The sequence below is a fragment of the Aurantibacillus circumpalustris genome, from assembly GCF_029625215.1.
Lineage (GTDB): Bacteria > Bacteroidota > Bacteroidia > B-17B0 > Aurantibacillaceae > Aurantibacillus > Aurantibacillus circumpalustris.
This window is the reverse complement of sequence record NZ_CP121197.1, coordinates 2,766,435-2,790,916: the sequence shown is the minus strand read 5'-3', so window position 1 is coordinate 2,790,916 and position 24,482 is coordinate 2,766,435. Positions and strand designations below refer to the sequence as shown.

Below are 24,482 nucleotides of genomic sequence, written 5' to 3'. Positions count from 1 at the left end.
AATAAGTTTGAAGTAGTTTAATTATTTTAATAGCCGAAAAACGGCTCTTCATCGATTAAATAGAGCCATTGATTCTTTAAATTGTTTTAAAAATAGCTTCATGACAAAAGTTCTTCGTATTATAAATCGATTTAACCTTGGTGGAATTAGTTATAATGTTTCTTATCTGAGTAAATATTTGCCTAACAAATACGAAACTCTTTTGATAGGTGGTCCTGAAGAAGAAGGAGAAGAAAGTTCTCTATTCATACCTCATTCGTTAGAACTTAAGCCGGAAATTATTTACGAACTCAGAAGAAGTATAAATCCTTTTGGTGATTACTTTGCTTATAGAAAAATTAAAAAAATAATTAAAGAATTTAAGCCTGACATTGTTCATACCCATGCTAGCAAAGCAGGGGCAATTGGTAGATTGGCAGCCTTTCATTGTAAAGTACCAATATTGGTTCACACTTTTCACGGACATGTTTTTCATGGTTATTTTGGAAGTTTTAAAACTGGTATTTTTAAATACATTGAACGTTACTTAGCAAAAAAAAGTACAGCTATTGTTGCTATAAGTGCTGTGCAAAAAAAGGAATTGTGCGACTTGCACAAAATTTGTGACGCGAATAAAATGGTGGTAATTCCATTAGGGTTTGACTTAAACAGGTTCATGGAAAGTAAAAACGAAAAGAGGTTAACTTTTCGTACAAAGTATTTTTTAGGGGAAGATGAAATTGCAATTGGGATTATAGGACGACTTGCTCCCATTAAAAATCATTATTTATTTATAGATGCGATTGAGTATGTTGTAAAAAATACCAGCAAAAAAATTAAAGCGTTTATCATTGGTGATGGAGAAACAAAACAAGAACTAATGACTTATATCCAAGAAAAAGGCCTCCACTATTCTATTAATCCTCATGAAAAAGCTTTATTTGTTTTTACGAGTTGGATAAAAGAAGTTGATGTGGCACTTGCAGGAGTCGACTTAGTTTGTTTGACTTCAAAAAACGAAGGAACCCCGGTTAGTTTGATTGAGGCTCAAGCTGCGTCAAAATTTATTATAACGACAAATGTTGGCGGTATTCAAGATATTCTTCATCCAGAATGCGGGCTACTTTCAGATGCTAATGATGCTGAAGGCTACAAAAATAATTTACTTTATGCCGTTAATCATTTTGAAGAAGTCAATTCAAAAGCAGGAGCTGCAAGTAGTGAAGTAATTAATAAATTTAGTTATTCACGCTTATGTATGGACATGGATGAACTCTACACCAAATTAAGTTCCTGAATTTCCCTTCAACTAGTTCATTATTATTTCAAACGGTAAGCGGGCTTGCACACCTTCTAATTGAAAAACATTCTGAAGTTGTTTAAAGTAAGTGTAAACAGGTCCTAGGTTTCTTTTTATCATACGTGTTTCCATTTCACTTTCTTTTTTGCCAAAGAGCTCATCAAAAGGGCTTTTTTGTTTTGGCAATTCCGTCAATTTATACTCCGTGAGTTTAGCTTTTTTTGCGGCGTATGCAATTGCATCATTTAAACCACCAATTTCATCAACCAAATTAATTTTTAATGCATCAGCACCAGTCCATACCCTACCCTGCCCAATACTATCTACATCCGCTTGGCTCATATTTCGACCTTCAGCAACACGCTTCGTAAAAGTATCGTACACTTTTTCGACAGAACTTTGGATGAAGGTGTATTCCGTTTCTGAAACGCGACGTAGACCTGTTCCCATATCACTGTGTTTATTTGTGTTTACAGTATCCATTGTAATTCCTAATTTGTTCTCAAGCATTTTTTGAAGATTAGGGATAATACCGAAAACTCCAATGGAACCTGTAATTGTGTTTGGTTGAGCGAAAATTCTATCGGCAGCACAGCTAATGTAGTAACCGCCACTAGCAGCGAGATTACCCATGCTTACAACTGTTGGCTTTACCTTTTTTGCTAGTACTACTTCTCGCCAAATAACATCACTTGCTAAGGCGCTTCCACCAGGCGAGTTCACTCTTAAAACAATTGCTTTAATTTTATCATCCAAACGTGCATCCTTGATAGCTTTTGCTAATCTGTCGCTTCCAATTTGATCATCATCACCTTCTCCACTACTGATACTGCCGTTAGCGTAAATAACCGCAATTTTGCCACCTTTTAATTTGATCTCAGCTTTAGGTTCGTACTTATCTAAATCTAAAAACTTGAGTTTATCGGTATCCTTTAATGCGATTTTCTTTTTTATGGCGTCCATTACCTCATCTTCATACGCAAGCACATCAACAAATTTACCCAAGGCGTTTTCTGGAAACTTAATTTCTAAGTTATTTGCCATTCGGTTTAATTCATCCATGTTTAAGTTCCTGTCCTTAGAAATAGCGTTCAACATTGTGTTCCAGATACTCATTAAAAACGTTTTTGATTGGTAACGATTAGCCTGACTCATTTTATCCAATAAAAAAGGCTCAACAGCACTTTTAAATTTACCGTGTCTGAATACCTGCATTTCAATATCTAATTTTTCAAAACTGTGTTTAAAAAACATTAAGCTTGCTCCAAGTCCCTTCCAAGTAAGGCTTCCTTGAGGATTTAAAAACACTTTTGTTGACACAGAAGCAAGAAAATATTCTTGTTGTGAATAATTTTCGGAATAGGCGTAAATAAATTTTCCTGATTTTTTAAAACTTTGTAAGGCATTTCTTAACTCAAGTACAGAGGCGGAACCTACACGCATGTTTTTAATCATTAAATAAATTCCTTTTATATTCTCATCTTTTTCAGCAGACTCAATTTTTTTAAGAAGAGTATTTAAACCCAAACCCGTATTACCAGCAAAGGGTCCTAGGTCGCCAAAATCTTTAAAAGGATTTTGTTTTTCTCTTTCATGAATTTCGCCTTCAATATCAATTTTTAATACAGAGTTAGCTTTAGCTGCAGAAACATCTTCTTTATCATTAAAACTCTCTTTAAAGCTTGATTTCACAACGGCAATAGTTATAAAAATTGCAAGAAGTGTTGAAATAATAATTCCAAGAATGGATCCGAAAAATGCACCAAAAAACTGTTTCATAATTTATCTTTTTAATAAGCCTTACAAAGGCTATTGTATATATTTGTATTCTTGGCAAAATTAAAACTATTAATGATTGAATTTATAAAGATATTATGAATGTTGCTTTTTTAGGTTTAGGCGGAAACATAGGTAATCGTTTTGAAAATCTTCGGAAAACAACACAACTGTTGGAAGAGTTTTGCGGGAAGATAGAAAAGTATAGTAGTGTTTATGAAACTGACGCCTGGGGCTCTGATTCAAAAAACAGATACTTTAATCAGGTTATTGAATTACATACTCATTTAAACGTAGAAATATTACTTGAAAAAACACTTAGAATAGAAGAAAAATTAGGTAGAAACAGACATGGTGATCAAAACTCTGATAGAACCGTAGATATTGACATTCTATTCTTCAATGATTCAGTAATTAATTCAGAACAGCTTGAAATTCCGCATCCTAGGCTGCATTTAAGGAAATTTGTATTAATTCCATTATGCGAATTATCAAGCGCACTTTGTCATCCAGTTCTTAAAAAAAACATGAAAGACTTACTAAATAATTGTGACGATAAACTAAAAGTAACAAAAGTAAGTTTTAGACAAAATACGTGAAGCTAATTATAGCGAGCTTTTCGGCTTTTAAAATAGTGAACTATTTTAAAACTCAATTAAAGAATTTTTTGGCTATAAACGCTAAAACACATACATTTAGGACTTTAGTGTAATGAAAAAAATCTGCTTACTACTTTTAAGTATTTTCTTCTATAATGGTTCTAACGGGCAAATTAATTTGATTGGGCATACCATGATAAATAATTCGCCAATAAAACAAGTAGATGTTACTGTAAAAGTAAATGGCGTAATTACCAAAACACTGAATACCCAAACTAAGTCAGATTTCAGATTACAATTAGATTTCGGAAAAGTATATGAAATATACTTTCGATACGCTAAAAGCCCAGAAATGCACATGTTAGTTATCGCTAACAATATTATACCGGAAAAACTTGATTACCAGATGATGTATGAGTTAAACATTCCATTTGTTTTCAGATTAGACGACGATGTTGACACCACTGTTTTTAAAAATCCATTTTATAGAGTGTTTTATAACGGTGGGAAAAAGATGGTTGAGGATACCACCTATAATACCGCATTTGCAAAAACTGTGTTAAAAAAAACGTTTAAAGAAATTGAAGGTAATGCAGCATTAGACACTCTTAAAAATGATCCTAGAAAAAAGAGTCTTCCTGAGGTAGCAACTATTATAGCAGGAAAGGTTATGCTAAACGCAAAGTCAAAACTCATCGTTAAAAATAAAGCTATCTCACTTTTAAATAAAAATGGAGCTGTTATGCGTTCTACTTACACTAATCGTTTCGGTGCTTTTGTTTTTGCAGATGTGGCCGCATCACAGGTTAGTGCAATTCAAATGGAGGCTAAAGACATTAATAGTGAGAATTATCTAAACCTTGTTACTGCAAAAAACGGAAGTGTAAGTAGCTCGCAACTGATAAACGGTGCCTGTAAATGGATTTTAAGTAAAGAGCTTTTATCTAAGATGGCTGACAATCATTTTACAACCAATATTGGTGGTAAGTTAGTCTGGTCATCCACTAAAGAAAAAAAGTTTTATGCTAAAAAGGAAGTTTATCTTTTAAATGAATACAATACAATTATTAAAAAAACGATAACCAATTTATTTGGAACTTTTGTTTTTGAAGATATTAAGCCTGATCATCGTTATTTTATTGGCGTTGATCCCAATGTTGTTCAGGGCGCGCGAGTAGATTTGTTGAGTAAAGAGGATGATTTTATAGCAAAGTTAGATAGTATGGCTGGCGGAAAAAAAGGCCTGAAAATTATATCTAATTACAACAAACTGTTTAATGCCGTTTCTATTGATGAAGAAGAAATGAAGATGGATATTAATGCGACAATTTATGGTGACAATATCAATACTCCTATTGGCAAATTAAAAATTATTCTACTGAACGATAGCTACGAACCTATAGATAGTGCCATTACAGATAATTTTGGAACTTTTAAATTTAAATACCTACCTTTTTTAAAGCGTTTCTATTTAAGTGCGGAAAACACGGAAAACATTCTTGATGTGTTTAAGGATATTATTATTTACAGTAACGATGACAACTTGATTAAAATAATGACACATCAGAAAGGCGCTAAATTTTCATATAATCCCGTTCACGCAGAGGTATCCAGAATGCGCGATATTGAGTTAGTAGATCCTTGGTTAGAGTTTGTTGGTGAAAAAAAACCTGATACCGTTAAAAAAAGCACAACCAGTCCGAAAAAAATGATTGTTGAGAATATTTTGTTTGAGCCAGGTAAACATGCTATTACAGCTCAATCTAAAGAAATACTGGATAAAGTTATTCTCGTTTTAAACTCTAACAAGAATTTAAAAATTGAAGTGGGCGCGCATACAGATAGTCAAGGCAATGCTGCATCAAATTTGCGCTTAAGCGAATTACGTGCCAATACTGTTAAGGATTATATTTCTCGTTCAGGAATAGATGTTAAAAGAATTATTGCAAAAGGTTATGGTGAATCAGAGTTATTAAATCATTGTACAGATGATCATCCATGCAGTGAAATGGAACACGCTCAAAATAGAAGAATTGAATTTAAAATACTAGGAGAATAAACGAATGAAAACGACAGAAATTAATTTTAAAGTTACAGTAGACGAAAATAATTTACCGCATTCTATTAAATGGAGTGCCCCTGATAGTGGTGAAGCGAGCGAATGCAGCAGTTTAATGATTGCCTTATGGGATACAAAAGAAAACAATACACTTAGAATAGATCTTTGGACAAAAGACATGATGATAGATGAAATGAAAAAGTTCTTTCATCAAAATGTAATGACTCTCACAGATACTTATATCAGAGCTACCGGAGACGATGCCACCGGAAAAAAAGTAAAAGATCTTTTTACTGAGATTGGCAGAGAGACTGGGATTTTGAAATAATTAATTAGGTAAGCAGAGTTTACTCATTATTCTCAAAAAAACTAAAATTCACATTCCCATATTTTCTATGCTGTGTGAAGCCTTTAAGGTCTTCTAACTTGGTTCTTTGACCATGTTCGATAATTAATAATCCATTTGCATTTAGCAATCCCTTGTCAAAAACAAATTTATGAATGTCTGGAATCTCATTCAGATCGTAAGGAGGATCGGCAAAAATTAAATCAAATTTTAAAGTAGTATTTTTAAGAAAATCGAAAACGTCACTTTTAATTGAGTTGATATTAAAATTTAGTTCTTTGCTAATTGATTTCAAAAAACCTGAACATTTAAAATGTTTATCAACACTAACTATAGTTCCTGCACCTCTTGAAGCAAACTCAAGTGATATGTGACCTGTACCACTGAATAAATCCAAAACACTTAGGTTTTCAAAATCCAATTTATTTGAGAGAATATTAAACAAGCCTTCTTTTGCAAAATCGGTTGTGGGGCGAACAGGGAGGTCTTTAGGTACTTTAATAACTTTACCCTTATGAGTACCGCCTATAATTCGCATAGATGTTGATTTAATAACGTGAAATAAAAATGCTTTGGTAAAGTTGAAAGATCACCGTTTAAATTAATGGAAGTATCGTTAACACAGAAATCAACTTGCTTAATGTATTTTTTTATATTCTTAATCAGTTCGTCTGACGTTTCTTTTTGTGATGCAATTGAAAGCTTAACATGTAACGGACTTAATTGAAGTTGCTCCATTGTAAATAGGAGATAGTAAAGTATGTCTTCATTGTTTTCTACATTAAAGACATTGTAAAATAACAGTTCGTTTTGATCTTTAGCAGCTATTTCAATATGTCCATCACCAATGTTCAAAAATAAATTTTGATTGACTAATGAATGTTGACTAAAAAAAAGTGCGGAGCTAACTGCTCCTGCATGTCTGATTGAAATATTTGGAAACTTTTTTTCGAAATAACTAATCAAATCTATTTCGATGGCGTAGGAAAAATTTATGTTTTTCAAATTATGTTGAAGAGAACGTTTAAGCTGCTCGGCCCCAGTGGCAAATTTTAGAAGTGGCTTAATATCTGCGCCAACATTAAAAGCTTCAGGAATGAGTGTGAAATTGTTATTTAAAAAACAGACGTTCACTTTTTCGAATTTCTTTTGGTGTAATAAATAATTATTGATTAAAAAAGAAATTCTTTCCGTGAGATCGAAAGATGAATTTGCTAGATGCGTGATTTCTACGTGACATAATTCAAGAACATTCTTAAAATTATTTGTTGAAATAGCATATTCAAAAGAGTTTACCGAAATAAACATAGATAAACAAAGCGGCTCATTTTTTACTGCTTTTTCGCTGTGGTAATATTTTGTCATGTATGCCTCTGTGGTCATAGAAAACAAAGCTACTATATTCTTATTTTAAAAAATAATTTATTTAAAGGATCTAAGAACCTTTGCACAAAATTTTTCATTTCTTTTAAGTTAAGTCTTTTTAAAGCGACAATTGTAGCTAATTTTGAATGTACATGCTAAAGAAAGATCCAATACAAGATTTTAAAAACTTAATCCCTACTTATCTTCCTTTTTCACCAAATAGTGATCAGACTCTAGCCATAGAAAAAATCACAGAATTTATTTTCAACCGTGATGAAAGAAGTGTGTTTGTTTTAAAAGGTTATGCAGGAACTGGAAAAACAAATTTGATTTCTGCTTTTACAAAAGCCTTACCTACTATTAAATGGCGAAGCGTTCTCCTAGCACCAACAGGAAGGGCTGCCAAGGTTCTTAGTTCATACTCTCAAAGGCAAGCACAAACCATTCACAAAAAAATATTTCGCAAACAATTAGATTCTAATGGCGCTGTTCATTTTTCTTTGGCAGAAAACCTTCATCGAAACACCCTTTTTATTGTAGATGAGGCCTCAATGATTGGAGCCGATTCAGGTGGAGGAAGTCTTTTTAATAGTTTACTCGAAAATTTATTTGAATACATTTATAGCGGAGATAATTGTAAACTAATACTTATTGGAGATACCGCGCAACTGCCACCTGTGGGCAGTAATGAAAGTCCTGCATTAAATCGCGAGTACCTAAAAACTGCTTTTTACCTCAACATCTTTTTTTACGAATTAAAGGAAGTAGCGAGACAAAGACTTGAAAGCGGAATTCTTTTAAATGCGACAAATCTCAGAAATACAATTGACTCAGAAGATTTTCTTTTCCCAAAATTAGTTTGTAAGTCTGATGTTATAAGACTTTCGGGAGAAGACTTGGAAGACACTCTTAACACCACTATTTCTAATTATGGTGAAGATGGCGTTATCATTATCACCCGAAGTAATAAACGAGCGAATCTTTTTAATCAAAGTTTTAGAAATCGCATAAAATTATACGAAGAAGATCTTTGTGCCGGTGATAAATTAATGATTGTAAAGAACAATTATTTTTGGTTGCCTGAAAATAATGGAGAAGCTGGTTTTATTGCTAATGGCGATATGGTAGAAATTAAGCGGATTCTTAACCGTGAAGAACTTTATGGTTTTAATTTTTGTGAGTGTGTTATTTCATTCGTTGATTATCCAAATTTACCTGAGCAACAAGTTAAACTCTTAACCGATAGTTTGTATACAGACAATCCAGCTTTATCTAATGAAGACCAACAGAAATTATACGAAGCTGTTTTAGAAGACGTTCGCAATGAACCCATAAAAGGGGTTCGAATGTCGTATCTCAAAACCAGTAATTATTACAATGCTTTGCAAGTGAAATTTAGTTATGCCATTACCTGTCATAAATCTCAAGGCGGACAATGGCCGGCTGTTTTTATTGATCAAGGTTTTTTAAAAGAAGAGAATATTGATCATGGTTTTATTAGGTGGCTTTATACCGCAATTACCCGTGCTACAGAAAAAATTTTTCTTGTTAATTTTAGTGAACAGTTCTTTTCCTAATTTGCTAATTATTAACTATTTAATGTTTATTAAAATGTCATTTTATTTTTTAGTCTGCCTATAAACCCTTACTTTTGGTAGATGTACACGTCGTTTTAATTGATGAAGAAATTTTCACTTTTCTTTTTACTTTTGATTTCCTTCTATTCTTCTGAAGCTCAAAGCTTTATGCGCCCAAATGAGTGGAAAAAGTATAAAAGAGAGGTCTTTGTTTCAATAGGAACTTCTAACTTTTTAGGTGATTTAGGTGGTCAAAAAGGAACCGGAAAAGATTATAGTCCTGCCGATCTAAATTTTAGTCAAAGTAGAACTGCTTTTGGTTTTGGCGCTCGGTATAAACTAAAAAGATCAATAAATATTGTAGGGAAATTTAATTATTTGCTCGTTTCAGGTAATGACGCAAAGACGGATAATCTTGTAAGAAAAAATAGAAATCTTAATTTCAAGTCAAATATTTTCGAGCTTTCAGTAAGAGGTGAGGTAGGTTACCAAAGCACAAAACGTGGTGGCAGTCGCTACGGTGTTCGCAGAAACTATGGGAGAATGAAAAACATGACTCATAACCTCTATGCTTTTGCTGGTTTTGGAGGTTTTTATTTTAACCCTAAAGGCAAAACCGCAGATGGCAACTGGGTGCCACTACGACCTTTGCATACTGAAGGGCAAGGGCTTCCAGGTGGGCCAAAACAATATTCAAATTTCAGTTTTAATATTATGGCTGGGGCTTATTACAAACTAACTATTAATAAAAAGTGGTCGGTTGGTGTTGAATTTTGTTATCGCAAGACATTTACAGATTATATTGATGATGTTGGATCTCGTTATTATGATCCTGACGCACTTACGGCAGCTTACGGACCTCAGTCTGCAGAATTAGCTGACCCAAATCTTGAACTAATACCAGGGGCAACTAAACCTGCAGGTGACGGCACCGCAGCTCAACGCGGCGATACTCAAAAAGACGCATACATGAGTCTTGAACTTACTGTAGGTTATACTTTCAAAAAGGCAAGGAAATCTGCACGTTTACGTAGTAAATTCTAGAGATTTTATTTACCAATTTCCGTTTGTTATTAAAATAAGCTTCTTGCCAAAAGTTGTAATTGTGATAAGCAAGTACTGGTGTACTATTTGTTGCTGTGCAATAAAACGTTTTGGGTATACCCGGTCACCATTTCTTAGAGAGCTGTGTTAAGTAATAAAGTTTGGCTATTTCGAGATAAAAGTATTGCTATTATTTTTGCACCATTTTTTACGAATTCTCTTCGTATTTATAACCCAGCAATTTATTTATACTAAGCCGAGAAGCCTTGTTTAAATAAATTTCACCACAATGATATACTCAAAAATGTTTATGAATTGAAATTAATTATCTCTGATAACTAGTCTTCGTATACACTTAAGGGCTTATCAAGAAACCGATAAATGACTAAACGATTTGAAATTGGATGATCGATAAAACTGCGTAAAGTTAGTTTAATGAACAAGTAACTTCACAACCTTTTTACCTGTAGTTGTTGTTACACTTAAATAATAAATACCTTTTGCACTGTTATTTAAACTAAACTCAAGATTTAAATTATTAGTTGTCTGCGGTTCAAAACGTAAAACAATTTTTCCAGAGGCATCCGCAATCTGTGCATTAATAAAGGTTACATCATCAAAGTGCGTGCTAATTCCAAAAGAGTTGTTATTTAAACTTTTTACAAGGAAATTATTATTTGTTGCGCTAATATTATTAATCCCAACCAAATTTGATAAAACTCTTAGTGTTTTAAAAGCTGTATCCGCACAACCAGTGCTGCTGGTTACAACGAGATTCACATCGTAAGTACCTTCTAAATTGTAAGAAAAAAGAGGAGAATCACTAGTCGAGAAATCTTGTCCCGTACCAAAATCCCAATAACTTGAGATAGAATTAGCAGAGTTGTTTGTAAACTGAACAGACGGAGACGCATCCAAATACAAAGTATCAACGCTTGTGAAATTTGCCAGAGGAGAAATTTGTTGATTGATTGTAAACGAACTTTCGTTATTATCGCACATTCCAACAGTATTTATTTCAAGGTCAAAACTACCAAAAGTTAAATCGCCTAGAGTATCAGCAGTAGATTTATTCAAACTAGTTTGAATTATATTTCCATTTAATTTCCAATAATAATTCCATGGTCCGGCACTATTTCCTTTGACAATAATTTGTCCTTTATCTGTTTTTTGACATGTAGGCTGCTCTGTTGTTGAATTAATATTTAGAAGGTTAAGTGTGATGTTAAGATCGAAGCGCGCTACAGAAGTTGTATCACTTAAGTTAAACGCATAATCAGAAGACTTTAAATCTGTTGTAATAGAAGTAAACTTATCGAATAGTGTAATACAAGCTCCCTTTGGAAAAGACCCAATATTATCTGCAGTAATTGTGTAATTACCACTTACACCCGTAAGTACTTTTAACGGCGTTGTATGATTTCCCGTTACAGGCGCTATTCCATTTATTTGAAAAACTTCTGTATTAAATTCTGTTGCGATGGATGCTGCGTTAGGATCTTGTCCACGCATTTTATATGAATCAAAGCCTTCGTCAAAAAAATCGTTGGCACCTTGTTCAAAATAAAGTACCGTTTCATCTTCATAGGCGTTTGCACCTTTAAGTAAAAGACGCATTAACGGTTGACTGTTTGTTGCACTTGAAGATTTAAGAAAAGTGGGATTGGCTGCGATTTTGTTTGACTCTAAAGCGTTTAAAGCTGTTGCACCTGTAGAATGCACATAAAAACCTTGACCCATTGCGATTGAATTTCCTATTCCACCCGAGCCGACTGCTGGACTACTAATGCCATTTACGAAACTAGCAAAACCACCTGTTCCGGAATTAAGGTCGGCGTTGTAAACATAAATCGCATTATCAATATTACTAGTTGCTGCTCTTAAGGCAGTCCAACTTATTGGAGAAGGATAAGGATTAGTAATTAAGTTCCAGCCATCATCTGCTGTTGAACCAGAGTTTGTATAATTAAGCGGAATAGAATAGGCTCCTTTTCTTGGTGTTCCAGTAAGATCAAGTGTGATGTCTGAAGTTGTATTTAAGCCTGTACCAAGATATACCCAATACCCTTTTCCAGCAACAATAGGATCATTAATTGTACTCAGCGGTACATAAGAAGCAGGTGCATCGTAAACGCCAGGTACAGCCTCATTGTATGTATAGATTGACAGGAAGCCTCCTGCGTTTCCATCAGGACATGTTGCGCAACTTATCGCCATGTTGTCATCCCAATCATTTAGAGTTAATGCTGAAGAAATTGGAGATCCTAAAAACGCCCAACCGGTAGTTCCTCCGGGAGCAAAGCGCTGTATAGTAACATTTCCTAAATAATCTCCTCCGGTGATTTGAGCAATTCGCGCTGTATTGGTAGCATCAGATATCATTGTAAATATTTGACCATTTGCATTAAACGCGCCACTTGTGAGTGTTAAGGTTCCTTTTAAATTTTCGGCGTTACTCAAAGACGCTCCTGTAGAATTATTTAAAGTTATGTCAAAAAAATCGGTTGTGCTAGATCCACCAATACTTTGAGCGCTAGTTCCGTTTAAGGTTAGTAAACCATTTCTTGCATTAAATGTACCGTTATTAGTAAAGTTTCCTTTTACTGTTAATCCGAAATTTGAAGTATTTACATCAACAGTTACACCTGAAGAGATTGAAAAGCTACTATTAGCTGTAACGGGAGATAAAAATGTTTTAGTTCCGCTTCCGCTAAAAGTTAGGGCATTAACTATTTCTCCACCCGATTTAAAAATTGTTTGTGCTCCAGAGCCATTAAATGTAAGGGTTCCAGTTCCAGGTGTATAAGTGCCTGCGTTACTCCAATTTCCACCTAAACTTATACCAAGATTATTTGCGTTTAAAGTACCTGATAGAATATTGATATTATCTCCAACTATTAGCGGATTAGTAATTAAACGTACTGTAACATTTGCACTACTGATTACCAAATTTTGTATTTGATTATCTGTATTCATATTCATTATCTGTGCTGCAGGTGTAGAACCGTTACCAATTTGCAAGGTGCCACCAGTTACAATAGCCCCACTTGTTCCGGTATTTGTAAAACCAAGATCTTGAGCTCCCGTGCCGCCTTCTCTCTGAATAACGATAGTTCCACCGGTCATATTACACTGGGAGCCTGGACTAGAAATATGGAAAGGTGCTATTGTTGTATTTGTTGAACCAAAAGTAGGAACCACAACCACACCACCACTAATATTAAAATCACAGATGTTATTTATTCCAGAACCGTCGAGTTTACCGGCAATATTTAAAGTTCCGCCAGAAACACTAATAGTACCACCATTAGAATTCAAATCTTCATCTGCTGCATTACCAATATTTAGAATTCCATTTACTAAATTTATTTCCCCAAACAATGTCACGCCCGCACCGGTATTAACTGTTAGATTCGATGCGTTTAGAATTATCCCTGTATTAGCTGATACTGTTACAGCGGCTGTGAATGGAGTTATATTAACTGCATTTGTTGTAGAGATCTTAAGAGTACCTGCAGTTAAATCAAGAAAATTACTTGCAGCTGAAAAATTTGAACTCGTTATATTTAGTGTGTTTGTGATCTCAGTTCCTAAACTCACATTGATTCTATTAAAACTTGTGGTAGCACCCGTTCCGCTTACAGTTTGAGTACCGTCTTTATCAAACAAAACATCAACACTGCCATTATTTGCATTAAGAGCAAAATTAATTGTACCGTTATTAGTCATGTTTCCTTCCAAAGTAACGCTGTGTGTAGCATTAGAGCTAGACATTAGCGTAAAAACACCGGCATTGTTAACCGTGATATTATTATTAACTACTAACGTGCGATTAGTATTACCACTGAATTGTAGAGTACTTGCGCCACCCTGACCAACTATTAAATTGTTACATTGTCCGCTTGCATTAATACTTACAACGTGCCCATTGGCGATAGTTACATTATCAGCTGCAGTTGGAACGCCATTTGGAGTCCATATCCCTGCTGTATTCCAGTTTCCAGTTGAATTAGAAACTTTATTGCCAGCTGGGTTTGTTATTTGAGAGCCAGATAAAGGCGAACTCAAACAGCCTTCTGTTACTGCATAAAGGCGCCAAAAATAAGTTGTAGAAGGCAACAAACCAGTAGCAGCATAACTTGTAGCGTTGGCAGTAGTTTGGGTAACGAAATCGTAGTTAACTCCATCGGTTGAATTATAAACGACATAACCAACCTCGTTACTTGCCCAGTTAGGCCAATTTAAAGTAATAGCAGTTTGCGAAACTCCAGAAAAAGTTAAGTTACCTGAAACCGCAGTTGGTACAACAGGTGTAAAGATATATTGAGAAGACGCGGCAGGCATTGCAGATAAATTATTTTGAACTGCATTACTAAAACTATTACCATTTGCTGCTTGTAATTCTTTTAATTGTGCACTTGTTGGGGTGTTGGACATTGTAGGTCCGTTAATTCCCATTGAATATGAAAAGGTATTATTACCAGAGTTCATTACGCCATAGTGGACAATAATTTTCCCAGTACCTTCAACCAATTTTACCTGAAAATTAAGACTTGGCGTAACATTATTGTATACTGCCATGTTTATCCATTCAACCGTTAATGTTCTATTTGGTGCCGAACCAGACAAAGAATATTTTAGACTGTTTGATAAAGCACTGGTTCCACCTTGTGCGGTTAAATCATCATAAAACGGTGCAATTGCTGGTCTGGTAGCGTTTGCTGCGTTTGCAGTTGTTAATGCAGCATTCGAATAACCAAAATCGTCACCTTGTGCTCCACCGTCATCTGTAGAAGAAGAGAAATCAAGAAATCCATTTGTTGATACACAAAACTGTGTATAACGTGTACCGTCGTACCAAAAATCGAAACCAATATTCGTAAAATCAGATCGGTTATCATCTTGAGTGAAAGATGTTGAATTTCTCCAAGAGGGAAAAGAGGATCCTGTAAGGTTAATAGACGCATAAGTAACTCCTGTATTTCTTGTGGTAGAGTAGTTTGCGAGAGATTGCGAATTAATTTTTAAAAAGAAAACGGAAAGAACGGTTAAAAGAAAAAATCTCATTTATTTAGTATAATAACATTATGATGAAAGTAAAAATTTCTATTTAAATTAATCCAATTCGCACGATTCTCATCAAAATCAAACAAATCTAACATCTATACGAGATGTTAATCGTTAAAGTTACACGACAAATGACGTGAAATTATCGACGAAGAGCAAAATTACGTTGTTTTATGGACATATAACTAGTGCAAATACCTAATTTTTATCATGTTTTTACACTAGTTGCAAAGCATTTTACATTTTAACTGGATTTAAATAATATTAACATTTAGCTTGAAAAACCCGATGATATAAAAGGTTTAGTACCTTTAGAGAATGAAACTAAAACGTCCAAACAAGGCTTTAGAGCTGCAAATACAGCAAGCTGTGAAACGTATGGTATGTCCAATACACAGTAAGCCAGCAAAAGTGGATATGGATAGTGAAAACGAAGAAGTTAAGGTGGAAGCATGTTGCGTTTTTTTCAAGAATGATGTGATGGTTGTTGGAGAACGTATGCGGAAGGACTTTTTATACAAGGCCGAAAAGACAAGAGAAAGGATTGAGCGCGAGAGAAAGCGCGATTTAGGAAATAGTTAGAATACACTTTATAACTAGAGAATAATCCTTGCATAAGACTCTCGCCTAGTTCTATTTTCGGACAATACACCGTTAAATTTGTGAATAAGTTTGGTGATATCCTTTCCAAAGGCCTTGTTATTAGGCCTGTTTTCTAAATTAATTTTGTGGCATGAAACATGTTGCAATTTTTATTTTTTTAAGTTTTTCTTTACTAACGGCGGCTCAGAACCCATTCGGTGAAAAGCCTAAACCAAAACCTGCACAGCAAGAGGAAATTCATTCCGATATAGAAAAAATGCCGCAATTTCCTGGAGGCCCCGAAGCCATGCAAAAATATCTTGAAGATAATTTAGCGCAACCAGCGGTAATACGCGGAATATGTAGCTCGCGAAAATTAATTATTGCATTTGTTGTAGAAAAAGATGGTAGCCTCAGCCAAGTAGATATTGTAAAAAGTATCGAAGGATGTCCTGATTTTGATTTTGATGTACTGCGCGTTGTTAAGAACATGCCAAAATGGGACCCCGGTTTTTTAAATGGTTACCAGGTAAGGTGCTACTATAAAATGCCAATTTATATAGGTTGATATTAGATTAAAGGAATCTATTAACCTTCAATTACAATAAACTTCTCTTCTAATTTTTGCCCTATTTCTGCTGCAGTCAATATCGATCGCCCTTTATTGGGATTAAAAAAAACTCCATTATCCGATAATTTCCTATAAAAACAGTAGAATTTACTTTCTTTGAGAAAGAAAAACAGTTTAATTCTAATTCTACCCAACCCTAGGCTTCTATCAGTTGTTTATTATGTATAAAGTCGTTGTAACTTATGGAAATTCAGCCGGAATTAATTGAGCGCTGCCAAAAAGGCGACAGAAAGGCTGAAAATGAATTATACAAAATATTGTACAGTTTTCTCTTGAGCATTTGCCTAAGATATATCCGTCAAGATGAAAAGGCACGCGAAATGCTCAACATCGGTTTTTGTCGGACACTTCTCAATATTAACAAATACAAACCTGTTGCCCCTTTTCAATATTGGGCTAGAAGAATTATGATTAATGTTCTAATTAATGAACATAAGAAAGAAAAATTGCATTACGGACATCATAATTATGTTGAGACATATAATGACGATAAAAAATACTCTGAAATTAATGCTGCACTTGAAAAATTCAATATGAACCGCATTGAAATGTGCATTGAAAAATTACCGCCTGCAAGCAGACAAGTTTTTAACCTTTTTATTATTGATGGTTATTCTCATGCTGAAATAGCGGGTATGCTTTCTATTTCAGAAGGAACGTCGAAGTGGCATCTCAACGCTGCAAGAGAAAAGCTAAAGGAAATGTTGGTAGAAAAAAAAATTAAACTAGAAATTTAAAATGAAACAAGAGGATAAGTTAAAAAATACTTTAAGTGAGTATTTCGATAACCAGGAAGTGCCATATAACGAAAACGAATGGGAACGCGCTAGCGCCTATCTCAGTAACGCCAGACATAAACGTAAGATTCGCTACGTTATGGTTATTCTGATTGTGCTATTCTCAACAATATTTGTTGGTCTATTTAATTTCCAAACACTAAGCAAAGAAGCTAAACAACTTACTTCGCACTATTTCAAACAAACGCGAAAGCCCTCACCTACCCCGCCGGTTGAAGCCATTCTTAAATCAATGGTATCGAAATCCAAACCGACTATCATTCCAAAGCGTAGTAAAAAACCTCTTGGCTTTTCACATATTGAGGTTACTAAGAAAAAAAATCAAACAACTATTTCTAAGGTACAGCCTACTTTGCATTCAAACGAACCGTCACAAATTTTTGAATCGAACATGATTGAGTCAGCACTAAATTCCCAAGCACAAACTATTACCGAAAACACTACCAACTCGATTGATAATAACACTTCGGCTGCGCCAATTACTTTTAAAACTCTCACTGCCAATCCCGCTAACGAGAAGGAAGAAATAAAACATGAGCCCCATCTTGATTCTGTTGAAAAAAAAGTATTAGTTGTCACACGTGACAAACCTCTTCACAATCAAGATCCTCTTGCGGAAAAAGAAATAGCTCTTCAGTCAATTGTCGAGTTTCCTCAAAAAGAAAAAACTGTTAGTGACCTAAATGATACCAAGAAAGAAACTGCAATAGCGGAGGCTATAGAGCTTAGTAATCCTGAAGAAAAAATAAATACTCCTTTTATTGACACCCTCGTTCATAGTGAAATTGATGAATTTGTTAACGAGACAAAAGCTTTCGATGACACACTTTCTGAGCACTCATCCATTAAAGAGTTAACAGGAGAAGGTTTTTTTTATGAAGCGGGGGCTGTGGTGTACTATGGCTGGAAAGGCCCTGCGAATAGGGACGCAAGTGGTTTTTCGCCTTTAGCAGGAATCAACTATATGAACCAGCTTAGCAACAAATGTTCCGTTTCGTTTGGAGTACAGTATTTGCAGGTACGTAATCTTTCAAACAGCAGTAAGACATCCCGCGTCTCAACCTATGAATATGGCGAAAAAAGTGATGTAACAGTTGTAACACCTTCAACCATGCATTATCTAGTTGCTCCATTACGTTTTCATTATTATTTAAATGAGCGAAATTGTTTTGGCGTGGGAATGAATTTGGCCTACCTACTAAACATTGATGCAAAAGTAACCACGTACAACGAAAGTCCAGGTATAAAAGAAAATCACAAAACCATTACATTGAGCGGTTATACAGAAGGGTTCTCGTGGTTTGATAGTCAAGTAGCGCTCTTTTATAAAAGAAGAATAACGCGTTCTTTAGGATTACAAGCAGAGATTTTTTTAGGTCTCACTGATGTGAAACAAAATGATTTTTTTGGACTTAATTATAAAGAAAGAAATTCAGGATTAAAACTCTCACTTGTTTATTTCGCATTCACAAAAAAAAATAGAAGATGAAATTAAATATTATTTGGATACTTAGCACCTCGCTCTTTTTCACAGCCTGTCATAAAAGAAAATACGAGGATGAAAAAGTACAACTTAAAAAGGAAGACATTTATATGACTGGCTACATAAACAATGAGCCTATCTCTTTAAAAATAGGTACTGATGGCTACTATTGTTATTCTTCGCATCAGCAGCGCAGCGACAGTATTTATGTATTTGAAGGCGAGTTGAAAAAATTTGACTGTAATCCTTGTCCGACTTCTTTGAAATTAGAATTATCAGACTATCGGCAACGCTTACCAGATGAATCGGTTCCTATTGACTCATCTCTTAAGATCGGAAGCCGCAATTTTATCCCTGGTATGCCAAGAATTAATACGGTGAGATTTACTGCGCATTCAAATAAGGATGTATCCTCAATTACGTGGAATTTGAGTAATGGCAAAACATCAAAAGATGCAGTTTTTAGTTGTGAATTTGAACAGCAGGGAGTGCATACTGTTTCGCTTACTGTACGAACAAAAAATAATTGTGAAAGCAGAGTGATTAACAAGATTTTTGCTGGCGGTGAAAGCGGTTTATTTGTTTGCAGTGTGACGGCAGAACTTGTTCAAAACAACACGTCTGAATTCAAACCAAACATCACAGGTGGAAAAGCGCCTTATAGTTTTATCTGGAGTTTTGGTGACGGAACAACAAGTACCTCATCTGTACAAACGCATGATTACAAATGGGCTGGCAGTTATCCCGTTAAATTGCAAATTAAAGATGCAGAAAATAATACTTGCGAATCGAATTACATTCACATTGCGGGGAATGATAATTCTTCATGTGCTGCAAACATGTCACTTTCTAATACAGGTAGTAGAAATGCTTTTTTAGATGGCGTAAAAATTCAATGGACAGATGAATCGAATATGGTTTTTAAATCTGATAACATTGGTCAACCTGCAGAGAGTTATTTTGAAATTGTAAAGTCGGAAGCTTACGCCGCTAATGAGAGAGGTGAAACAGGACGCTTGCTGACTTTACGATTCAATGTTTTGTTATCTAACGGAAGTCGCAAATACTGGTTTAAAAGTGATAATACTGCACTTGTAGTAACCTATAAATAACAAAGCTACCCAACCTTAACTGTATCACGTTTGTTTATAAAAGTAGGAACCCTAAAAAAATAAATTATGAAATCGAAGATTCACGAACGCATTACTCTCAAATTAAATCTTATGAGAAAAAAAATTATCAGAAATACATCACTACTCTTGTTAGCAGCATTTGCCTCGCAAGGGAACGCCCAGACAACCGTTTCAATATGCAATGGCGGCAACGCTGCGGTGACCGCGGTAAACAGCTTAAATTTATCGAGTCCCACCTACTCCATGAATCCCGGCGGGCTTACTTCCACAAATGCAACGTTTGCAGTAGCACCTGCTGCTGCTACTAGTTACACATTATACGTAACTGGCACTAATAGTAATTCAGCTGTTGTAACTACCTCTAACACAGTTTTGGTATACGTAAACGGAACAAGTTATTCACTTAGCTCTCCTCAGGCCTACACGCTTGGCTGCGGCTCAAAAAGTTTTTGCGTGGTAAGCATAAATGGTGCAAACACTTCGCCAGTAGCTGGTGGTGCGGTTAGCTATACACTTTTAATTCCCGGTGGCTCTGGTATTATGCCCACAGGCACTTTATCGTCGCTATCGGTATACACGGTTAATGCTACAGGTGTTTACACTGTGGCAGTAAGAGACAATGTTAATTTTTGTACAACACAAACACCGTTTACTATTACGCAAAATACCGCAGCTCCAAACATCAGTGCAACAGTCCCACAACAAATATTAGATTGTAATGTACCTTCGGTTCAATTGCAAGGAAATAGCAGTACGCCAAATGTTTCCTATTTATGGAGTTTTATTAGCACGCCTAATTATATTGCGGCAAATACCATCACTATAAATACAAATTCTGCAGCACCAACAACGACGTTAATTGACAATTACACCCTTACAGTAACAGATCTTAACAACGCTTGTACAAGCACGACCATTATTCCGATGTATCAAAATACATTTCCACCAATCGCTGCAATAGCTAGCAATATGTCACCCACCTCGTGTCAACATACCGTTGTTCTTACCAACCAAAGTATGACTGGTATACCTTCAAATTCTCCATTTCCAACTAACTTAGTTGTGGCAGGTTATTTATGGATCCCGCCCTCACCATCGCAATCTACGTTAGCATTGAGCAGTACCTATACCGCACAAACCTCAGGTATTTATACAATGACCGTGATGGATATGAACAATGGCTGCACCGCTACTTCAACCATTAATGTTAATATTGGGCCTGCGGCAGCGTTTGCGCACACCTTAACTGGTGGGCAGGCTATTTTTAATGACATGTCTTCCAACACGAGTAATAACACAACCTTTTATTGGAACTTCGGCGACGGTAACACTTCCACACTTCAGAATCCTACTCACAACTACCTTTTTGGTGGTGCCTACTTCGTTAAACTAAAAATAACAAAACCAACTGGAATATCTGGAATCTTTTGCACGGACAGTGTCATTCAGTCCTTAAATGTTTCTGGAGTTGCCTGTTCAGCGAATTCAAATTTTTCAATGGTTCCAACCGGAACTGCACAGGTTTGGAATGTTATACCAAATTACCCTTGGAATATAAGCTCGGCCAGCTGGAACTGGGGAGATGGATCCTCTTCCAACACACTCTACACCTCCCACCAATACTCAGCTGCGGGTATGTACAACATTTGTCTTTCTGTTACGGTTTCTTGTGGTGATACATCTACTTCCTGCACGTCTTACAGCGTTTACCGCACTACTCAAGAAGCCATGATCCTTGAAGTGAATGTAACAGCACCAGAACTTATCTCCGGCTTAACATCTGTAGAAACTAACGGGCAGCTTAACTGGAGTATTGTACCAAATCCAAATACAGGAGAATTTAAACTAAATCTTAATACTACTGAAGCCGTTCGAATTGTCATCAGCGATCTTGCTGGGCGCATTGTACACACTCAATTTATTGAATCGAATTCAAGTCCAACTGTCCTCGCCGGCAATCTCTTGCCAGGCATGTATCTGGTGACTTTGGAAAGCGGCAACCTGAAGACCACAAAACGAATGGTGATCTATCATTAGTATTATTAGTATTGTTTTTTCAAAAGGCAGAAGATATCTTCTGCCTTTTTTTATTTGGATTGTGTATTTAATGCGATTAGCGGGAATATTGATGGTTAATAAAAATGGTTGGGAGGCTGGGACACCCTAGCAACGTGGACTTCGAAGGCAAGCCAACTATGTTAATAATTAATTTGCGTTACGACCAAAGAAATAGTATATTTGCACTCCGAATTTAATACCTCAAATCGGAATAAAAAGCACTTTCATTTTAAAGATATAGTGCGGGATAGAGCAGGGGTAGCTCGTTGGGCTCATAACCCAAAGGTCGTTGGTTCGAATCCATCTCCCGCTACCACGAAGCAGAAAGGCCACTCAGATTTGAGTGGCCTTCGCTTTTCCCAGGATTTTAAGTCCCAAAGCCTTTGGGATCAGGTTCAAAAGTTGTGGGGGAGAAAAAAGGCACAATAGCTCTTAAGCATGCTTGATACAAAACAAAACAGGCCGCCAAATAGCAGCCTGTTTAGAATTTATTGAAATGTGCTAATGTTTACTGTTTAACTATTTTGATCATTTTAATAACGTTATTCTGATCGCAAATATTAACGAAATAAATCCCGTTGGTTTCATTTACAAGATCAAGTTTACTTTCAGTCGATAAGATCTGCTGGCTTTTTACGAGCATACCCAAAGCGTTATAAACTTTCAAATTTAAATAATCTGTTACTTGTGAGGTAGAGATATTAAACTGGCCATTGCCCGGGTTAGGATAAATTCCAACTACTGAGTTAAAATTAGCTGTTTCATTGATGCCTGCGCATTTTGATGCCGCAATTGAAAAACTCGCCATACTCGAACAACCGTTAGCACCAGTACCTATCACCGAATAATAATAAGTGATATCTGAAGGTAAAGTATATACAACCGATGGTGTTTGAACATTGGTACTCCAGGAATAACTGGTTGCTCCTGCACCTGTGAGCGTGATCGATTCGCCTTTGCATAAGTCAGTTTTATCTGATGTGATCGACACTGTAGGGTTATTAAATACTGTGAGTGTTAACGAATTGCTGATACTACAATTATTCAGATCTGTTGCTATAACTGTGTAGATAGTTGTTATGGTTGGTGTTACAGGAATGGTTTGAAACATCAAACCGTTACTCCAGGTATAGGTAACAGCGCCGTTGGCTGTAATGTTAGCCGATTGTCCAGAACAAATTGCTGTAGTACTCTGATTAACAGTTAATATATTGGTATTAACCACCAGCTCTATAGTTTGCGTGTTTGTACATCCGAAATTATTGACACCTGTGAGGGTATAAGTGGTATTTCCAGTTGGGATAACCGTAGCTGTCTGTACACCATTCATGCCGTTGCTCCATGAATACGAAGTCGGCGAAGACGCTCCAAGACCAGTTAAAGAGGATGTTCCGCCAGAACAGGCCACTGTTGGAAATGCGACGATGCTGAGCACAGGCAAAGGGTTAACTGTTACCGTAATAAAACTTTTGGCAATGCAATTAATGGTACCTGTACTTATTATAACAGTACTCGTACCTACCATAGAGTAAGTTGTAGTTACCGTTGGATTAACGTTTATTGAAGGAGCGTTTGATCCTGAAAACCAGGTAATACCGCTTAAAGCATCTGAAGTTAAAGTGATCGTGTTACCAATACACATAGGATTTTGAGAAGGAAAAATGGAAATGTTACATAACCTAGTTATAATAACCTTGCCGTTTCCTATAAGATCGGGATTGGGAACAAAACCAGTTTGACCCAAGGCAACTGTTGTACCATTACTTACACCACCAATGAAGCCTGAACCGCCGCCACCAGCTGAACCCATATTACCAGTTTGCGTTCCACCAGCTCCGCCTGCAAAGCCGCCACCACCACCAGCAGAACTACCTGTAGAACCGCTTCCACCTGCTCCGCCTGCTCCACCTGCTCCACCACCAACACCTGGTTGCCCAACTCCGACACCTGGACTATTCCCGCCACCTCCACCGCCAGTAGCCGTACCATTTGTAGGAATATAACCAGTAGAAGATAAACCCGGAGAACCACCATTTGCGCCTGCGCCACCACCACCAGTGGTAACAACATTACCGCTGCTAATAACATCTCCATTCTGTGCAATTACACCACCGCCATTACCTCCTGCTGCCAATAAACTATAGTATGCAGCACCACCACCACCACCGGCAACTATGATTCTATTTGAGGCTGATAGTCCACCCAAGCGAACATCTGTACCACCACCACCACCGCCTCCTGATCTCCCGATAGTACCGCCGCCGCCGCCGCCGTTCCAGCCGCCTGCCCCAGCAGGGCTTCCGGTTCCGCTGGCTGAACCACCTTTACCGCCCACCAAGATATTTAGTACAATTCCAGGGGTTGTTACGTTGAACTCTCCCGTTGAATAACCACCTTTGCCACCACCGCCAGGTCCTGCAGTTACATCTCCACCATCGGCACCCCAGCACTCTATTCTATAATTACCAGTCGTAGGAATCATAAGGGTTTGCGTACCCCCTGTGTAACTGAGAGTATATGTTTGTGAATATACCGTACTCAAAAATACGGTCAATACAAATGCAAGTAAACCTTGCTTTGCACTTGATACTAATTTATAAATTTTGCTTTGCATGTTATTGTAGTTTTAAAGCCCTTGTTTAAAAGGGATTGGTTTCATAATTATTTTGTAATACTATTTGTAATA

General features: G+C 36.1%; 17 protein-coding genes and 1 tRNA gene. 13 read left to right on the top strand and 5 right to left on the bottom strand.

The genetic code is table 11. From position 1 onward, the window contains the following. Positions 1-100: 100 nt before the first annotated feature. Entirely contained in the window at positions 101-1,276 is a 1,176-nt protein-coding gene (locus P2086_RS11530) for a glycosyltransferase (RefSeq protein WP_317896896.1), read from the top strand. A gap of 12 nt (positions 1,277-1,288) precedes the next feature. Here the strand turns inward: P2086_RS11530 and sppA are convergent, their stop codons facing one another. Continuing rightward, positions 1,289-3,058: a signal peptide peptidase SppA gene (sppA, locus tag P2086_RS11525; protein WP_317896895.1), complete on the bottom strand. Its 1,770-nt coding sequence runs from the start codon at positions 3,056-3,058 to the stop codon at positions 1,289-1,291. A 95-nt stretch (positions 3,059-3,153) separates the two neighbouring features. On the opposite strand from sppA, the gene folK reads away from it, so the two are divergent. The 3 genes from folK to gldC all read left to right on the top strand — a co-directional run bounded on the left by folK (position 3,154) and on the right by gldC (position 6,041). Continuing rightward, positions 3,154-3,654, top strand: a complete 501-nt coding sequence (gene folK / locus P2086_RS11520; RefSeq protein WP_317896894.1) for a 2-amino-4-hydroxy-6-hydroxymethyldihydropteridine diphosphokinase — start codon at positions 3,154-3,156, stop codon at positions 3,652-3,654. A 112-nt stretch (positions 3,655-3,766) separates the two neighbouring features. Beyond that, positions 3,767-5,713 (top strand): OmpA family protein, encoded by a 1,947-nt coding sequence (locus tag P2086_RS11515; protein ID WP_317896893.1) that lies wholly within the window; start codon positions 3,767-3,769, stop codon positions 5,711-5,713. A 4-nt stretch (positions 5,714-5,717) separates the two neighbouring features. After that, on the top strand, positions 5,718-6,041 hold the full coding sequence (gene gldC / locus P2086_RS11510; RefSeq protein WP_317896892.1) for a gliding motility protein GldC: 324 nt from the start codon (positions 5,718-5,720) through the stop codon (positions 6,039-6,041). 19 nt (positions 6,042-6,060) lie between these two features. Here the strand turns inward: gldC and P2086_RS11505 are convergent, their stop codons facing one another. Further along, complete coding sequence (locus tag P2086_RS11505) at positions 6,061-6,597, bottom strand: RsmD family RNA methyltransferase (RefSeq protein WP_317896891.1); 537 nt, start codon at positions 6,595-6,597, stop codon at positions 6,061-6,063. Beyond that, the gene (locus P2086_RS11500) at positions 6,585-7,424 is read right to left on the bottom strand and encodes a DUF3822 family protein (RefSeq protein ID WP_317896890.1); all 840 of its coding nucleotides are present in this window, start codon (positions 7,422-7,424) and stop codon (positions 6,585-6,587) included. The genes P2086_RS11505 and P2086_RS11500 overlap by 13 nt, the downstream gene beginning before the upstream one ends. A 152-nt stretch (positions 7,425-7,576) precedes the next feature. Between P2086_RS11500 and P2086_RS11495 the strand changes: the two genes are divergently transcribed. Next, positions 7,577-9,001: an ATP-dependent DNA helicase gene (locus P2086_RS11495; protein WP_317896889.1), complete on the top strand. Its 1,425-nt coding sequence runs from the start codon at positions 7,577-7,579 to the stop codon at positions 8,999-9,001. A 102-nt stretch (positions 9,002-9,103) separates the two neighbouring features. Next, the gene (locus tag P2086_RS11490; RefSeq protein WP_317896888.1) at positions 9,104-10,045 is read left to right on the top strand and encodes an outer membrane beta-barrel protein; all 942 of its coding nucleotides are present in this window, start codon (positions 9,104-9,106) and stop codon (positions 10,043-10,045) included. Between the two features lie 432 nt (positions 10,046-10,477). Here P2086_RS11490 and P2086_RS11485 read toward each other — a convergent pair whose 3' ends face one another. Continuing rightward, a complete protein-coding gene (locus P2086_RS11485; protein WP_317896887.1) occupies positions 10,478-15,112 on the bottom strand; it encodes an NIDO-like domain-containing protein in 4,635 nt (1,544 codons plus the stop codon). 318 nt (positions 15,113-15,430) lie between these two features. On the opposite strand from P2086_RS11485, the gene P2086_RS11480 reads away from it, so the two are divergent. The 7 genes from P2086_RS11480 (at position 15,431) to P2086_RS11450 (ending at position 22,112) form a co-directional block, all read left to right on the top strand. Next, positions 15,431-15,694 (top strand): hypothetical protein, encoded by a 264-nt coding sequence (locus tag P2086_RS11480; RefSeq protein WP_317896886.1) that lies wholly within the window; start codon positions 15,431-15,433, stop codon positions 15,692-15,694. Positions 15,695-15,845: 151 nt separating this feature from the next. Further along, on the top strand, positions 15,846-16,262 hold the full coding sequence (locus P2086_RS11475; protein WP_317896885.1) for an energy transducer TonB: 417 nt from the start codon (positions 15,846-15,848) through the stop codon (positions 16,260-16,262). Between the two features lie 245 nt (positions 16,263-16,507). Further along, complete coding sequence (locus tag P2086_RS11470) at positions 16,508-17,062, top strand: RNA polymerase sigma factor (RefSeq protein ID WP_317896884.1); 555 nt, start codon at positions 16,508-16,510, stop codon at positions 17,060-17,062. 1 nt (position 17,063) lies between these two features. Then, a complete protein-coding gene (locus tag P2086_RS11465) occupies positions 17,064-18,611 on the top strand; it encodes a hypothetical protein (protein ID WP_317896883.1) in 1,548 nt (515 codons plus the stop codon). Continuing rightward, positions 18,608-19,717: a PKD domain-containing protein gene (locus tag P2086_RS11460; protein ID WP_317896882.1), complete on the top strand. Its 1,110-nt coding sequence runs from the start codon at positions 18,608-18,610 to the stop codon at positions 19,715-19,717. Before P2086_RS11465 ends, P2086_RS11460 begins: the two co-directional genes overlap by 4 nt. Positions 19,718-19,783: 66 nt before the next feature. Then, positions 19,784-21,775: a PKD domain-containing protein gene (locus P2086_RS11455; protein ID WP_317896881.1), complete on the top strand. Its 1,992-nt coding sequence runs from the start codon at positions 19,784-19,786 to the stop codon at positions 21,773-21,775. Between the two features lie 262 nt (positions 21,776-22,037). Beyond that, positions 22,038-22,112 (top strand) — tRNA-Met (locus P2086_RS11450). Positions 22,113-22,304: 192 nt separating this feature from the next. Here the strand turns inward: P2086_RS11450 and P2086_RS11445 are convergent. Next, complete coding sequence (locus P2086_RS11445; RefSeq protein ID WP_317896880.1) at positions 22,305-24,410, bottom strand: T9SS type A sorting domain-containing protein; 2,106 nt, start codon at positions 24,408-24,410, stop codon at positions 22,305-22,307. Positions 24,411-24,482 lie beyond the last annotated feature (72 nt).

Coding starts and splice junctions, on each gene's coding strand:
- P2086_RS11500 (WP_317896890.1), bottom strand. CDS start 7,424: ATGACAAAATATTACCACAGCGAAAAAGCAGTAAAAAATGAGCCGCTT.
- P2086_RS11455 (WP_317896881.1), top strand. CDS start 19,784: ATGAAATCGAAGATTCACGAACGCATTACTCTCAAATTAAATCTTATG.
- P2086_RS11475 (WP_317896885.1), top strand. CDS start 15,846: ATGAAACATGTTGCAATTTTTATTTTTTTAAGTTTTTCTTTACTAACG.
- P2086_RS11485 (WP_317896887.1), bottom strand. CDS start 15,112: ATGAGATTTTTTCTTTTAACCGTTCTTTCCGTTTTCTTTTTAAAAATT.
- P2086_RS11470 (WP_317896884.1), top strand. CDS start 16,508: ATGGAAATTCAGCCGGAATTAATTGAGCGCTGCCAAAAAGGCGACAGA.
- sppA (WP_317896895.1), bottom strand. CDS start 3,058: ATGAAACAGTTTTTTGGTGCATTTTTCGGATCCATTCTTGGAATTATT.
- folK (WP_317896894.1), top strand. CDS start 3,154: ATGAATGTTGCTTTTTTAGGTTTAGGCGGAAACATAGGTAATCGTTTT.
- P2086_RS11515 (WP_317896893.1), top strand. CDS start 3,767: ATGAAAAAAATCTGCTTACTACTTTTAAGTATTTTCTTCTATAATGGT.
- P2086_RS11460 (WP_317896882.1), top strand. CDS start 18,608: ATGAAATTAAATATTATTTGGATACTTAGCACCTCGCTCTTTTTCACA.
- P2086_RS11445 (WP_317896880.1), bottom strand. CDS start 24,410: ATGCAAAGCAAAATTTATAAATTAGTATCAAGTGCAAAGCAAGGTTTA.
- P2086_RS11490 (WP_317896888.1), top strand. CDS start 9,104: ATGAAGAAATTTTCACTTTTCTTTTTACTTTTGATTTCCTTCTATTCT.
- P2086_RS11495 (WP_317896889.1), top strand. CDS start 7,577: ATGCTAAAGAAAGATCCAATACAAGATTTTAAAAACTTAATCCCTACT.
- P2086_RS11530 (WP_317896896.1), top strand. CDS start 101: ATGACAAAAGTTCTTCGTATTATAAATCGATTTAACCTTGGTGGAATT.
- gldC (WP_317896892.1), top strand. CDS start 5,718: ATGAAAACGACAGAAATTAATTTTAAAGTTACAGTAGACGAAAATAAT.
- P2086_RS11505 (WP_317896891.1), bottom strand. CDS start 6,597: ATGCGAATTATAGGCGGTACTCATAAGGGTAAAGTTATTAAAGTACCT.
- P2086_RS11480 (WP_317896886.1), top strand. CDS start 15,431: ATGAAACTAAAACGTCCAAACAAGGCTTTAGAGCTGCAAATACAGCAA.
- P2086_RS11465 (WP_317896883.1), top strand. CDS start 17,064: ATGAAACAAGAGGATAAGTTAAAAAATACTTTAAGTGAGTATTTCGAT.